Origin of the sequence: Falsirhodobacter deserti (assembly GCF_004015795.1) — a bacterium.
In the GTDB taxonomy this organism is placed as follows: Bacteria; Pseudomonadota; Alphaproteobacteria; order Rhodobacterales; family Rhodobacteraceae; genus Falsirhodobacter; species Falsirhodobacter deserti.
This window is the reverse complement of record NZ_ML137218.1, coordinates 2,102,282-2,116,847: the sequence shown is the minus strand read 5'-3', so window position 1 is coordinate 2,116,847 and position 14,566 is coordinate 2,102,282. Positions and strand designations below refer to the sequence as shown.

At 63.1% G+C, this 14,566-nt stretch carries 12 protein-coding genes; 6 read left to right on the top strand and 6 right to left on the bottom strand.

The genetic code is table 11. The features are described from left to right. Positions 1–14: 14 nt before the first annotated feature. From arfB to JX25_RS10700, 5 genes are all read right to left on the bottom strand, one after another. Entirely contained in the window at positions 15–437 is a 423-nt protein-coding gene (gene arfB / locus JX25_RS10720) for an alternative ribosome rescue aminoacyl-tRNA hydrolase ArfB (RefSeq protein ID WP_128254970.1), read from the bottom strand. Between the two features lie 238 nt (positions 438–675). Continuing rightward, entirely contained in the window at positions 676–1,299 is a 624-nt protein-coding gene (locus tag JX25_RS10715) for a queuosine precursor transporter (protein WP_128254969.1), read from the bottom strand. Positions 1,300–1,361: 62 nt separating this feature from the next. Further along, complete coding sequence (locus tag JX25_RS10710) at positions 1,362–2,225, bottom strand: esterase-like activity of phytase family protein (protein WP_128254968.1); 864 nt, start codon at positions 2,223–2,225, stop codon at positions 1,362–1,364. Next, complete coding sequence (gene mepA / locus JX25_RS10705; RefSeq protein ID WP_128254967.1) at positions 2,198–3,055, bottom strand: penicillin-insensitive murein endopeptidase; 858 nt, start codon at positions 3,053–3,055, stop codon at positions 2,198–2,200. Before mepA ends, JX25_RS10710 begins: the two co-directional genes overlap by 28 nt. Next, positions 3,052–4,368: an MFS transporter gene (locus JX25_RS10700; RefSeq protein ID WP_128254966.1), complete on the bottom strand. Its 1,317-nt coding sequence runs from the start codon at positions 4,366–4,368 to the stop codon at positions 3,052–3,054. Before JX25_RS10700 ends, mepA begins: the two co-directional genes overlap by 4 nt. A 125-nt stretch (positions 4,369–4,493) precedes the next feature. Here JX25_RS10700 and JX25_RS10695 point away from each other — a divergent pair, with 125 nt between their 5' ends. The 4 genes from JX25_RS10695 to cysN all read left to right on the top strand — a co-directional run bounded on the left by JX25_RS10695 (position 4,494) and on the right by cysN (position 9,803). Next, entirely contained in the window at positions 4,494–4,781 is a 288-nt protein-coding gene (locus tag JX25_RS10695) for a YggT family protein (protein ID WP_128254965.1), read from the top strand. Next, entirely contained in the window at positions 4,781–6,817 is a 2,037-nt protein-coding gene (recQ, locus tag JX25_RS10690; RefSeq protein WP_128254964.1) for a DNA helicase RecQ, read from the top strand. The genes JX25_RS10695 and recQ overlap by 1 nt, the downstream gene beginning before the upstream one ends. A gap of 164 nt (positions 6,818–6,981) precedes the next feature. Beyond that, positions 6,982–7,893, top strand: a complete 912-nt coding sequence (cysD, locus tag JX25_RS10685) for a sulfate adenylyltransferase subunit CysD (protein WP_128254963.1) — start codon at positions 6,982–6,984, stop codon at positions 7,891–7,893. Next, on the top strand, positions 7,893–9,803 hold the full coding sequence (gene cysN / locus JX25_RS10680) for a sulfate adenylyltransferase subunit CysN (protein ID WP_128254962.1): 1,911 nt from the start codon (positions 7,893–7,895) through the stop codon (positions 9,801–9,803). Before cysD ends, cysN begins: the two co-directional genes overlap by 1 nt. Positions 9,804–9,902: 99 nt before the next feature. Here the strand turns inward: cysN and JX25_RS10675 are convergent, their stop codons facing one another. Continuing rightward, positions 9,903–11,234: an MFS transporter gene (locus tag JX25_RS10675; protein ID WP_241557910.1), complete on the bottom strand. Its 1,332-nt coding sequence runs from the start codon at positions 11,232–11,234 to the stop codon at positions 9,903–9,905. A 163-nt stretch (positions 11,235–11,397) separates the two neighbouring features. On the opposite strand from JX25_RS10675, the gene cyoA reads away from it, so the two are divergent. Continuing rightward, a complete protein-coding gene (gene cyoA, locus JX25_RS10670; RefSeq protein ID WP_241557909.1) occupies positions 11,398–12,561 on the top strand; it encodes a ubiquinol oxidase subunit II in 1,164 nt (387 codons plus the stop codon). A gap of 12 nt (positions 12,562–12,573) precedes the next feature. Further along, positions 12,574–14,565 (top strand): cytochrome o ubiquinol oxidase subunit I, encoded by a 1,992-nt coding sequence (gene cyoB, locus JX25_RS10665; RefSeq protein WP_128254960.1) that lies wholly within the window; start codon positions 12,574–12,576, stop codon positions 14,563–14,565. Position 14,566: the final 1 nt, after the last annotated feature.

The window sequence follows — 14,566 nt, the reverse complement described above, 5'->3', positions numbered from 1 at the left end:
CTGCGATGCCGGCGTCAGTCGGTATCGGTGATCGTGCCGCGTCCGGCCTTGATCTGCGACCGGTTGGCCTTGGCGGCAAGGCGGCGGCGCTGGCTGCCAAGAGTGGGCTTTGTGGGGATGCGACGTTTGGGCGCGACAAGTGCCTTGCGGATCAGTTCGGCCAGCCGCTCCCGCGCGATTTCGCGGTTGCGCGCTTGGCTGCGGGTTTCATCGACCTGAAGAATCAGCGCGCCGTCCTGCGTCCAGCGGCGGCCCGCAAGTCGCTTCAGCCGCGTCTTCACCGGCCCTGCGAGATTGGGCGAACGCTCTGCCTCGAAGCGAAGCTCCACCGCGGTGGCGACCTTGTTGACATTCTGCCCGCCGGGGCCGGAGGCGCGGATGAAGCTTTCCGTCAGTTCCCAGTCGGCGATGGTGATGGTTTCGTTTATGTTCAGCATGATTTCATAGAGAAAGGGCCGCCACGGCCGACGACCCTTTCCGAGATCCAAGGAGATGAGCCAGTTAGGAATCATCCCAATCAGTTGGTCTTCCGCCAAGGGGCTGCCCTTAGCCGTCGATCCTCCCGACTGTCCCGACACCTCTCTCCAATATCACTCTAGACACTGGATCACCTCCTTTCAAATGTGTTGCCGATACAGTGGAGGTTGGCACGGATGTGGTGGATGTCAACGCCCATCACGCAACAGATGCTGTCATCCGCCTGACGATCAGGCGGAATGGCAGAAGGGCAACGATTGCCAGCCCGATTTTTACGCACCAGTCGGCTGCGGCGAGCGAGATCCAAAGCGCCATCACAGGCCCGCTTCCAAGCAGCGGCACGCCTTCATTCGCCCATGCCACATCTTCGGCCGGGTTCAGGAAGACCAGCCAGCCCGAAAAGGCGATACTGAAGAACAGGGCCGTATCCAGCGAAGCGCCCAGCAGGGTGGAGGCGGCAGGCGCGCGCCACCATGCAGCACCGCGCAGCCGGTCGAACACGAACACGTCCAGAAGCTGCGACACAAGAAACGCCGCGGCAGAGGCAAGCGCCACGCGGAAGGTGACAAGGGGGCCAAACTCCCCCGGGATCTGCGTTCCGACGAGCGAGCAGGCAAGGCCGGTGACGAAGCCCGCGATCACGACCTGCCGCGCGGCACGAGCGCCATAGATGCGGTTGGTGATGTCATTGGCAAGAAAGGCCAGCGGATAGGTGAAGGCTCCCCATGTCAGCCAGTCGCCGAAGCGGACCTGCACGAGGATGTTCGAAGCGACGACCGTTGCGGCCATCGCAAGGATGAAGGGAAGATGTGCGCGCGTCATGGATGATCCGTTTTGGCAGGGTGGCGGAGGAACCTGAGGGCAGCGCGTATAGCGCAAAAGGATCAGTCGGGGAAGCGGTATTCCACGATCTCTGTCCGTTCGAACGGCATGAAGTTGTCGTCCGAAATCATGGTCAGCACCGTGTCGCCCCCGTCGCGCCAGACGGAAAGCCCTTCCAGATTGTCGAACTTTCCGGGGCGGGAGGTCAGAAGCGTCACCTCGTTCCCGCCTTGCATGTCGAAGCGGCGTACGCGACTGGAAAAGGCGATGCCAAGGAAGGCCCGCTCTAGGATATAAAGGTGGCCTTCGAAAACATCGGCATCGGCAACGCGGAAAATACCGCGTGCAGGGATCTGGAAATCGCGGCGCCAGTCATCCGTCAGGCGCCAGACGTTGAATGCGCCGTCGCGCGGCGTTTCGGGGATGGTGATCAGGTCCGCCCCATCCAGCGCCACCGCCTCCAGCCCTGCATTGAAGGCGATGCGGGCGAAGGGCTTGTTCGGCATCTGCACGGCCGGGCCGTCCAGATCGGCATAGCGGCGGATCCCGATATGCTGTTCGAAGCTGACAAAGGCGGTGCCGTCCGGTGCCAGTTCCAGCCCCTCGCTGTCGGATTCGTCCACCGCCACCGGCTGGCCCTTCTGATTGCGCAGGGGGGATAGGGGTGTGGCCGTGATATCGGTGATGTGCGGCCCGTCACGCCGGATCGTGCCTGTCAGCCAGTTGCCCTTGTCGGTTATGGCGGTGAAGCTGCGCCCGTCCTCTGACAGCCGAAGGCCGGAAAACCCGCCGAACCGCGGATCGTCATCGCGCCATTGGAAGGTTGCGGCATGATGCCCGCCAGCCGGAAGCTGCCACGAGGCAAGGGCGGCCAGCACCAGCGCCAGGGGAGCCGCGGTCAGCGCGCGCGCAAGACGTCGGAGCATTGGGCAGGAAGGTCGGCAAGCATGTACTGGCGGGGATGCGTCCGGGCGGGTGCGGCGGGCGCGGGGTCTTGCGGTTCGATCCAGCTTTGCAGCGTGGCATCGCAGCCGCTGCCGCCTTTTGAAAGCTGGGCCACTGTCGGTTCCTGCGGCGTGCAGAACCGCGATCCGGCAGGGCATTTCAGGCGGATATGGGCGTGTGCGTCATGCCCTGCCGCCGGACGGATCTTTTGCAGCCACGGCGTGTCGGTCGCGGTGGCGCCGCGGCACATCGCGATCTTGATGGGCGCGGCGACGAAGATGCGGTCCACGCGCGGATCGGATGCGGCTGCGCGCAAAAGCGCATGATGCGCCGGCGTCCAGCGGGAGTTCACGCGGGTGCCCGTGGTCACGGGGGCGAAATCCAGCCGCTCTCTTTCCGTTGCGTTCAGCGAAAGGCTGGGGGGCGGCATCAGCCAGATATCGGCATCAAGCCCTGTCTGGTGGCTGGCATGGCCCGAAGGGGTCGGCCCGCCGCGCGGCTGGGCGATATCGCCGATATAAAGCCCGCGCCAGCCGACCTGCGTGGCCGCTGCCGAAAGCTGTTGCAGGAACTTCACTGTTTCGGGATGGCCCCAGTTGCGGTTGCGCGAAAGGCGCATCGCCTGCCATGTGGGTCCGCTTTCGGGCAGGCGCACCATGCCCGTGGCGCAGCCGCGGCTGTAGAATCCGATCGCCTCGGCCCTGCCGGAGGTGGGGGTGCCGACCGCGCCGAACTGCTGCGCGGCAGGCATCTGGGCCTGCGCCGGCAGCGCAAGGGCAACGCAAAGCGCCGCAAGGGCAGGTCGGATCATGAAGCGCTTCCGTCTTTCGGTCGTGCCCAACATAGCACTGCCAGCCCGACAAGGAACAGCGCGATGACAGGCAGCACCCCGATGCGCTGCGATCCGCTGATCTGGGTGGCGATGCCGATCAGCAGCGGGGCAAGAAAGGCGGTGGCCTTGCCCGACAGTGCGTAAAGGCCGAACGCCTCGGTGATGCGTGAAGGTTCGGCGCGATGGATCAGAAGCGTCCGGCTGGCCGCCTGAAGCGCGCCGCCCGCGGCCCCGATCAAGGCACCGGTTGCATAGAACGCAATATGGGGCAGGGAGGGTGCCACCCGAAGGCCGAAGATCGCATCGGGCGCAATGCCTGCAACTGTCAGCGCCGCCAGCGTCAGCGTGATCAGGCAAAGGATGATCACGGGACGCGGGCCGAAGCGCCTGTCCGCACGCCCGCCGATCCATGCGCCGGCGGCCCCCGTTATGGCGGCAAGAATGCCGAACAGCCCCACATCCTGAACCTGCCAGCCCAGCACCCCGGCAGCATAGATGCCTCCAAAGGCATAGATTCCGTTCAGCGCGTCGCGATACAGCATGGAGGCCGCGAGGAACCCACCAAGCGGCCTGTCGCGCATCAGGCGGCGCAGGCTGGCCATCAGGTCGGGCACCGCGTGGCGCAGGGCGCTGCGGATCGGCTGCCCGCGCCCTGCCGGAAGGCGGACAAAGGCGAAGAACGGGATCATGAACAGCAGATACCAGATCGCGGTGAATGGACCGACGGCGCGCGTGCCTTCTGCCTGCGCGGGATCAAGACCGAAGGCGGGGGGCAGGCCGATCAGCGTCGTGCCTTCCGTTCCTTCCTGAAAGAACAGCAGCATCAGGACCAACGCCAGCACCCCGCCGACATATCCGAACGCCCAGCCCGAGCCCGAGATGCGCCCCAGTTCTGCCCGCGGGGCAAGCTGCGGCATCAGCGCGTTCGTGAAGGTGGTGGCATATTCCATGCCCACAAGCCCCAGTCCGAAGCAGAAGATGGTCCAAAGAACGCGCGGCTCGTCCGGCTCGGCCCACCAAAGGCCCCAGGCCCCCGCAACATACATTCCCGAAAAGAGGATGATGAACCGCATGTGTCCGCCGGCGCGGTCCGCCACGGCACCGGCCAGCGGCGCGCCGATGGCGATCAGCACCCCCGTCACCGCCAGCCCATAGCCCCAGACGGTTTGCGCCGCGGTGCCATCGCCCATGATCCGCGCCATATAGGGTGCGAAGATGAAGGTGGTCAGCAATGTCGCATAGGGCTGGCTGGCCCAGTCGAAGAAATACCAGCCGCGAATGGTTCTGCGCATGATGGGTCCCCGGTTTGGCGGCATGAAGCGCGAAAGGACGCAGCGTGGCAAGGGCGGTCGGCAGTTGTGCCGGGGCGCATGATTGCTTAGGTCTGAGCCGGCAATTCTCCTTGATGGAACGAACCATGGTTTCCCTGCTTCAGATCATTCTTCTGATCCTCAACGTCGTGCAGTTCGTGATCCTTGCCCATGTCATCATGAGCTGGCTGATCAACTTTGGTGTTCTGAACCTGCGCCAGCCGGTCGTTTACCAGATCTGGGAAGGCCTGAACCGCCTGCTGGAACCTGTCTATGGCCGCATTCGCCGCATCCTGCCGCAGATGGGCGGGCTGGATCTTGCGCCGCTGGTCGCGCTGCTGGCCGTTTACGCGCTGCGGATCGTGATCTTGAACAACGCGGCTTCCTTCTACTGATGCAGGCGCCCCAGACCCTTCTGCGCGAGGTTTTCGGCTTTGACGACTTCCGTCTTGGCCAGGCCGAGATCGTGGAGGCCGTGACCGCAGGCCGCAACACGCTTGCGATCATGCCGACGGGCGGGGGCAAATCGCTGTGCTATCAGCTTCCGGCGCTGTGCCGCGACGGGGTGACGGTCGTCATCTCTCCTTTGATTGCGTTGATGCGCGATCAGGTGCGATCCCTGCGCGAGGTGGGGGTGGAAGCGGGTGCGCTTACCTCGGCCAATACCGAGGCGGAGAATGAGGAAGTCTTCACCAAGCTGGATCAGGGACAGCTGAAGCTGCTTTACATGGCACCCGAACGTCTGGCCGTTGCGGAATCGATGCTGCGGCGCATCGGCGTCGGCCTGATCGCGGTGGACGAGGCGCATTGCGTCAGCCAGTGGGGGCACGACTTCCGCCCCGATTACCTGCGCATCGGCGGGTTGCGGCGGGCTCTGGACGTGCCGCTGGCCGCCTTCACGGCAACCGCCGATGCCGAAACGCAGGCCGAGATCGTGGAGCGGCTGTTCGGCGGCGAACAACCCGCGACGTTCCTGCGGGGCTTTGATCGCCCGAACATTCACCTGGCCTTTGCCGTCAAGGACAGCCCGCGCAAGCAGATCCTTGACTGGGCCAGCCGTCGCAAGGGCCTGTCCGGCATTGTCTATGCCGCCACCCGCGCCAAGACGGAGACGCTGGCCCGCGCCTTGGCCGAGGCGGGGCACCCGACCTGCCACTACCATGGCGGCATGGATCCCGACGAACGGCGGATGGTCGAAACCCGTTTCCAGAGGGAGGACGGGCTGATCGTCGTGGCAACCGTGGCTTTCGGCATGGGGATCGACAAGCCGGACATCCGCTGGGTTGCCCATGCCGATCTGCCCAAGACGATCGAGGGGTATTACCAGGAAATCGGCCGCGCCGGCCGTGATGGCGCCCCTGCCGAAACCCTGACGCTTTACGGGCCCGACGACATCCGCCTGCGCCGCAGCCAGATCGACGAAAGTGCCGCCCCGCCCGAGCGTCGCACGGCCGATCATGCGCGGCTGAACGCGCTGCTTGGCCTTGCCGAATCGGTTGGCTGCCGCAGACAGGTGCTGCTGCACTATTTCGGCGAGGAGTCGGAGCCGTGCGGCAATTGCGATCTTTGCGACCGTCCGGCGGAACTGTTCGATGCGACCGAGGCCGTGCGAAAGGCGCTTTCGGCCATCCTGCGCACGGGCGAATGGTTCGGAACCGGCCACCTGATCGATATCCTGACCGGGAATCGCACGGACAAGGTTCGTCAGCGCGGGCATGACGATCTGCCCACCTTTGCCGTCGGGCGCGATCTGTCGAAGCCTGCATGGGGAGCGGTGTTCCGCCAGATGATGGGGCGCGATCTGGTACGCCCCGATCCAGAACGCCACGGCGCCTTGCGGATGACCGATGATGCGCTGCCCATCCTGAAGGGCGAACAGCCCATAACCTTGCGCCGCGATACCGTGGACAAGGCCGTGACCCGAACCGTGGCCAAGACGCTGGTCAGCGACGAGGCTGCGCCCCTGATGTCGGCGTTGAAGGCCAAGCGCCGTGCACTGGCCGAGGCGCAGAACGTGCCCGCCTATGTTATCTTCACCGACCGGACGCTGGCCGAGATGGCGGAAACGCGCCCATCCAGCCTTGACGAAATGGCGCGCATCGGCGGCGTCGGTTCCCGCAAGCTGGAAAGCTATGGCGATGCGTTCCTTCAGGTGATCAACGGCGCGGTGGAGCCGATGCATCCGCAGCGCCGTCGGCTGGCGGGGCGGGATGCCGGGGCGCTTTACGATCGGTTGTCGGAAATCCACCTGCGCCTGATGCGGGGGGAGGGGGGCACGGGCAAGCCGATGAGCCTGTCCACCACCGCCCTGCGCCGGATTGCAGAGGCGCGTCCGGCCAGCCTGTCCGATCTGGATCGCGCTGGAAACCTTGGCGCGGCCAAGCTGGAACGTTTCGGCCCCGCCTTTCTTGCGGCCATCGCCGAAGGCTGAGGAACGCCGTTCCGCCGGATCATGCACATCATGCATAAGCGTTCTTCGGCGCATAGCCGTAAAAGATCAGTGATTTTTTCCGCCGGACCATCTTTCGGTTGCCTTGAGCGCACGGCATGACAAGGATACCCCCAACGGGGCATCCAACGTAGCAGAAGGCGACCATGGCACTCGATGACCGGCAACTGACACACCTTCAGCGGCTTGAGGCCGAGAGCATCCAGATCATGCGCGAGGTCGTCTCGACCGCGTCCAATCCGGTGATGCTGTATTCGGTCGGCAAGGATTCGGCTTGCATGCTGCATCTGGCCAAGAAGGCATTCTACCCCTCGCCCCCGCCTTTCCCGCTGCTGCACGTGGACACCACCTGGAAGTTCCGCGAGATGTACAAGCTGCGCGACAAGGCGGCCGCAGATGCGGGAATGCAGCTTTTGGTGCATCACAACCCCGAGGCGCAGGAAAAGGGCATCAACCCCTTCGATCACGGCTCGCTTCATACGGACATGTGGAAGACCGACGGTCTGAAGCAGGCGCTGAGCCTTTACGGTTTCGATGCGGCCTTCGGCGGCGCGCGCCGCGACGAGGAAAAGTCGCGCGCGAAGGAACGTGTCTTTTCGTTCCGCAGCGCCAACCATCGCTGGGATCCCAAGAACCAGCGCCCCGAATTGTGGAGCCAGTACAACGCGCGCAAGGCCAAGGGCGAGTCGATCCGCGTCTTCCCGCTGTCGAACTGGACGGAACTGGACATCTGGCAATACATCCAGCTGGAAGGGATCGAGATCGTCCCGCTGTATTTCTCGGCTCCGCGCCCCGTGGTGGAACGCGACGGTCTGCTGATCATGGTCGATGACGACCGTTTCCCGCTGCGTGAAGGAGAGGAGCCGCAGATGCGTTCCATCCGGTTCCGCACGCTGGGCTGCTATCCCCTGACGGGCGCGGTCGAATCGACGGCGGCAACGCTGTCCGAGGTGATTCAGGAAATGCTGCTGACCACCACCTCCGAACGGCAGGGCCGCGCGATCGACCATGACAGCGCCGCCTCGATGGAAAAGAAAAAGCAGGAAGGCTACTTCTGATGACCGAGCAGACGCACGAGTACAAGGTCGACGCGCTGATCGCGGAAGATATCGACGCCTACCTGTCCAAGCACCAGCACAAGACGATGCTGCGCTTCATCACCTGCGGTTCGGTGGATGACGGAAAATCAACGCTGATCGGCCGCCTGCTGTACGACAGCAAGATGATCTTCGAAGACCAGCTTGCCACGCTTTCGAAGGAATCGAAAAGCATCGGCACGCAGGGGCAGGATATCGACTTCGCCCTTCTGGTGGACGGGCTTGCCGCCGAGCGGGAGCAGGGAATCACTATCGACGTGGCGTATCGCTTCTTTGCCACCGACAAGCGCAAGTTCATCGTGGCCGACACACCGGGCCATGAACAATACACGCGCAACATGGTCACCGGCGCGTCCACCGCCGATCTGGCCGTGATCCTGATCGATGCGCGTCAGGGCGTTCTGACGCAAACGCGGCGCCACAGCTATATCGTGAACCTGCTGGGCATTCCGAACGTGGTTCTGGCGGTCAACAAGATGGATCTTGTCGGCTATTCCCAGGACCGTTTCGACGAGATCGTGGCAGAATACCGCGCCTTCGCCAAATCCATCGGCATCAAGGAGTTTACCGCGATCCCGATCTCGGGCCTGAAGGGCGACAACATCGTGGACCGTTCCACCGGCATGGACTGGTATTACGGCCCCACCCTGATGGCGCATCTGGAAGAGGTGCCGCTGTCTGACCGCAGCGCGGTGGAACGCCCGTTCCGCATGCCGGTGCAGTGGGTGAACCGCCCCAACCTCGATTTCCGCGGCTTTTCGGGCACCATCTCGTCGGGTGCGGTGCGTCCGGGGGATGCGGTGCGTGTTGTGCCATCGGGCAAAACCTCGACCGTGAAGTCCATCGTCACCTATGACGGCGATCTGGATGCGGCGGTTGCGGGGCAAGCGGTCACGATCACCTTCAACGACGAGATCGACTGCTCTCGCGGGTCGGTCATCGCCGCTGCCGATGCACCCCCCGAGGTTGCCGACCAGTTCGAAACCACGCTGATCTGGATGGACGAGGCCGAGATGCTTCCGGGCCGTCCCTATATCCTGCAGCTTGGCACGCAATCCGTGACCGCCACGATCACCGAGCCGAAATACGAGGTGAACGTCAACACGGCCGAACATCTGCCCTCTCGGACGCTGAAGCTGAACGCGATCGGGGTGTGCAACATCTCTACCGACCGGCCGCTGGTGTTTGAAGGGTACGAGGATGACCGCACGATGGGCGGCTTCATCCTGATCGACCGAATGACCAATGCCACCGTGGCGGCGGGTCTGGTTCACTTCGCGCTGCGCCGTTCGCAGAACATCCACTGGCAGGCGGTGGACATCGACCGCACGGCCCATGCCGCGCAGAAGGGGCAGAAGGCGCGGGTTGTGTGGTTTACCGGCCTTTCGGGGTCGGGCAAGTCCACCATCGCGAACCTGGTGGAAAAGAAGCTGCACTCGCTTGGCCGCCACTCGTTCCTGCTGGACGGGGACAACGTGCGCCACGGGCTGAACCGTGATCTGGGCTTCACCGATGCCGACCGGGTGGAAAACATCCGCCGCGTGGGCGAGGTTGCCCGCCTGATGACGGATGCCGGCCTGATCGTGCTGACGGCCTTCATCAGCCCCTTCCGCGCCGAGCGCCAGATGGTCCGCGACCTCATGGCCGAGGGGGAATTCGTGGAAGTGTTCGTGAACACGCCGCTGGATGTTGCGGAAAGCCGCGATGTGAAGGGCCTGTACAAGAAGGCCCGTGCCGGCCAGCTGAAGAACTTCACGGGTATCGACAGCCCTTACGAGGAGCCTCAGGCGCCGGAGCTTACGGTGAACACGGCCGCGATGACAGCGGAAGACGCCGCCGAGATGATCGTGGATTATCTGCTGCGGGATTAAGATCCCGCAGATGCGGACATGAAAAAGGGCGGCGCAGGATCTGCGCCGCCTTTCTTCTTTGTAAGGGCAGGGGCCCGCCGAAGCGGGACCACCATCCGCTTAGTTGCGGCCCATGTTGGATACGAGCTTGTTGATCCGCAGGGCGATCAGCGTGCAGATCGCGCCCGACAGCAGGTAGGCGCCTGCCGCCCAGATCCCGAAGCTGGCCGTCAGGAACAGCGCCACGAAGGGGGCAAGGCCCGCACCGATGATCCAGGACAGGTCCGACGTGATGGCCGAAGCGGTGTAACGGTTGCCCTTGTTGAAGCTGGCTGCCACCGCACCCGAAGCCTGACCGAAGCTGAGGCCGACAAGGATGAAGCCCACCATCACGTAAAGCGTCTGGCCTGCGCCACCGAAGCTGAGCAGGATCGGCCCGACGATCGCGAAGATCGCAATGCCCACCGCGCTGCCGATCAGCAGCTTACGACGGCCGATCCGGTCGGAGAGCACGCCCGAAGCTGCCGTGGCGGCAAGGCCGACGAACGAGCCGATGAGAAGCGTCGTCAGGAAGCCGGCAGGGCTGTTTTCGGTGTAAAGGAACACATAGGCCAGCGGGAAAACCGTCAGCATGTGCAGCATCGCAAAGCTGGCCAGCGGGGTGAAGGCGCCCAGAAGGATGCCGCGGCTTTCGGCGCGCAACGTTTCGCCCATGCCCGTGGGGGTCAGGTCGCTGGACTTGAACATGTGGTCGTAATCGGGGCTTGCGACCAGGCGGACGCGTGCGAACAGCGCGACAACGTTGATGGCGAAGGCAACGAAGAACGGATAGCGCCAGCCCCAGTCAAGGAAGTCGGTGGCAGACATGCTCATCACCAGATAGACGAAAAGCGCGGTCGCCACGATCAGCGCGATCGGTGTGCCAAGCTGCGGGACCATTGCATACCAGCCGCGCTTGTTCTCGGGCGCGCTGAGCGCCAGAAGGGAGGCGAGACCGTCCCACGTGCCGCCGAGCGCAAAGCCCTGAGCGGCGCGGAAGATGCAAAGGAGGATGAGGGCCCAGGCGCCCAGCGTTTCATAGGTGGGGATCAGGCCCATCGCCACGGTGGACGTGCCCAGCAGCATCATCGCGAAGGTCAGCTTGGCGCCGCGGCCCTTGTTGCGGTCGACCCAGTGGAAGAAGACCGAGCCGAAGGGGCGCGCAAGAAAACCAAGCGCGAGGATCGCGAAGGAATACAGCGTTCCCGTCAGCGGGTCGACAAAGGGAAAAAGGCGTGCCGGAAAGACAAGCACGCAGGCGATTGCGAAGACGAAGAAGTCGAAGAACTCCGCCGCCCGCCCGATGATCACGCCGATCGACATTTCGCCCGGATCGGCCTCATGGGCGTGATGTGTGTCGGAATGCAGACGGCGCGCGTCCCGCTCCGCCGTGGTTGATGCAGGGGTGCTCACGTGCTCAACTCCATTCGATTGGTCGATTTGTTCTCTGCCGGTATTAGAGTAGACTTTGGATTGGGCAAATTGTCCAATGTTGCTGCACGGGCTTCGGGTTTATCGGAGGCCTCACATTCACGCCACCTCGGCCGCAGGTCCGACCTTTACGAATGGATTCGCCGTGAAAAGCTTTCGTATCGCCGCTTTGGCGCCTCTTGCACTCATAGCTGCCTGTAAACCCGTTGTTCTGGCTCCCGCCGGCGACATCGCAATCCAGCAGCGCGACGTGCTTGTGATTTCCACCCTGCTGATGCTGCTGATCATCGTTCCGGTGATCGTGCTGATCTGTCTCTTCGCGTGGAAGTACCGCGCCTCGAATCGGGATGCGGAATACGATCCGGAATTCCACCACTCCACCCGGCTGGAACTGGTGATCTGGGCCGCGCCGCTTCTGATCATCATCGCACTGGGTGCGCTGACCTGGGTCGGCACGCATCTGCTTGATCCCTATCGTCCGCTTGACCGGATCGCCGAGGGCAAGCCCATCGAGGAGGATTACACTCCCCTTCGGGTCGAGGTCGTGGCGATGGACTGGAAGTGGATGTTCATCTATCCCGAATACAACATCGCGACGATCAACGAATTCGCGACGCCGGTCGACCGTCCGGTAGAATTCTCGATCACGGCGACATCGGTGATGAACGCCTTCTATATTCCCGCGATGGCCGGCATGATCTATGCCATGCCCGCGATGGAAACGAAGCTGAACGGCGTGCTGAACCACCAAGGCAGCTATGACGGCTTCTCCTCCCACTACTCGGGTCACGGCTTCTCTCACATGCGCTTCCAAGCGCATGCCATGCAGACGGCCGACTTCGAGGGTTGGGTGCAGAAAGTCCGCGAGGAAGGCACCGACCTGACCCGCGAAACCTATGCCGAGCTTGAGCAGCCTTCGGAAAACGAGCCCGTCACCTATTTCGGCACCGTCGCGCCCGGCCTTTGGCACGCGCTCGTCAACCGTTGCGTCGAGGCGAACCGCATGTGCGTGGACGGGATGATGGCCGTGGACGAGCTTGGCGGCTTCGGCAATGCAGGCACCATGAACGTGACGGAACTGACGACGAAGGTCTTCACGCGCGGCAAGACGCCGTTCGGCGCGGCCCCCGTCGTGGTTGATGCCTTCTGCACCGTGCTCGACTCCGAGCGTGTGTACGGCGAGGAGCAGCTGATCGTCACGGCCAAGGACACGAGCCCCCTGCGCAGCCACGCGCTGGATCGTCCGGGAACGTCCCTTACGCCGGCATACACCCTTCTTACTGCGCCGTCGCGCGCACAGGCCCTTTGACGGATAGGCGACATGTCACTTACCGAATTCATTTTTGGCCGCCTGACCCTGGAGGCCATCCCATATCACGAACCGATCCTCGTCGCGACTTTCGCAGGCGTGGTGGTGATCGGTCTGGCCTTGATGGCCGTCATGTTCCGCTACCGGCTCTGGGGGCCGCTGTGGCATAACTGGATCGTAAGCATCGACCACAAGAAGATCGGGATCATGTACATGATCCTTGGCCTCATCATGCTGATGCGCGGCTTTGCCGATGCGATCATGATGCGGATCCAGCAGGCGATCGCCTTCAACGGGTCCGAAGGCTATCTGAACTCGCACCACTACGACCAGATCTTCACGGCGCATGGCGTCATCATGATCTTCTTCGTGGCGATGCCGTTCGTTACGGGCCTGATGAACTTCGTGATGCCGCTGCAGATCGGCGCGCGCGACGTGGCCTTCCCCTTCCTGAACAACTTCTCGTTCTGGATGACGGTGGGCGGCGCGGTGCTGACGATGCTGTCGCTGTTCATCGGTGAATATGCGCAAACCGGCTGGCTGGCCTTCCCGCCACTGTCGGGGATAGGGGCATCGCCATCGACGGGCGTGGATTATTACATCTGGGGTCTTCAGGTGGCCGGCGTGGGTACCACGCTTTCGGGCATCAACCTGCTGGTGACCATCATCAAGATGCGTGCCCCCGGCATGACCATGATGAAGATGCCGATCTTCTGCTGGACCGCGCTTTGCACGAACATCCTGATCATCGCCTCCTTCCCGGTGCTGACGGCTGTTCTGGTTCTTCTGACGCTTGACCGCTATATCGGGACGAACTTCTTCACCGCCGACCTGGGCGGCAACCCGATGATGTATGTCAACCTCATCTGGATCTGGGGCCACCCGGAAGTCTATATCCTTATCCTGCCGCTGTTCGGCGTCTTCTCGGAAGTCACCTCGACATTCTCGGGCAAGCGTCTCTTCGGCTATACCTCGATGGTCTATGCAACCATCGTGATCACGATCCTGTCCTACCTCGTGTGGCTGCACCACTTCTTCACGATGGGGTCGGGCGCGTCCGTGAACTCGTTCTTCGGGATCACGACGATGATCATCTCCATCCCGACGGGTGCGAAGATCTTCAACTGGCTGTTCACCATGTACAAAGGCCGCATCCGTTTCGAGGTGCCGATGTACTGGGTCGTGGCCTTCATGATCACCTTCGTGATCGGCGGGATGACCGGCGTTCTGCTGGCCGTGCCTCCGGCAGACTTCGTGCTGCACAACTCGCTGTTCCTGGTCGCGCACTTCCATAACGTCATCATCGGCGGCGTGGTGTTCGGTGTGTTCGCCGGCATCAACTACTGGTTCCCGAAAGCCTTCGGCTTCCGCCTGAACAAGTTCTGGGGACTGGTGTCCTTCTGGGGCTGGGTCATCGGCTTCTGGCTGGCTTTCACCCCGGTTTATGTTCTGGGCCTGATGGGCGTGACGCGCCGGTTGCGGGTGTTCGATGATCCGAGCCTTCAGATCTGGTTCGTCATCGCCGGCATCGGTGTGGCAACCATCGCCGTGGGTATCTTTGCCTTCATCATCCAGATCGCCGTGTCGATCATGCAGCGCGACAAGCTGCGCGATGTGACGGGCGATCCGTGGGGTGGCCGTACGCTGGAATGGGCAACGTCTTCGCCGCCGCCCAGCTACAACTTCGCGTTCACGCCTGTGGCCTACGACGTTGATGCCTGGCACGACATGAAGCAACGTAACTACCAGCGTCCGCTGAACGGTTACCAGCCGATCCACATGCCCAAAAGCACGGAAGCGGGTATCATCCTTGCCGCCCTGTCCACGGTCTGCGGCTTTGCGCTGGTCTGGTACATCTGGTGGCTTGCTGCCCTGTCCTTCGTGGCCATGGCCGGCTATGCGATCTACCACACGTTCAACCGCGATCGCGACTACTACATCACGGCAGAGCAGGTGGCAGAAACGGAAGCCGCCCGCACCAAGCTGCTTGCAACGCAGGTCTGAG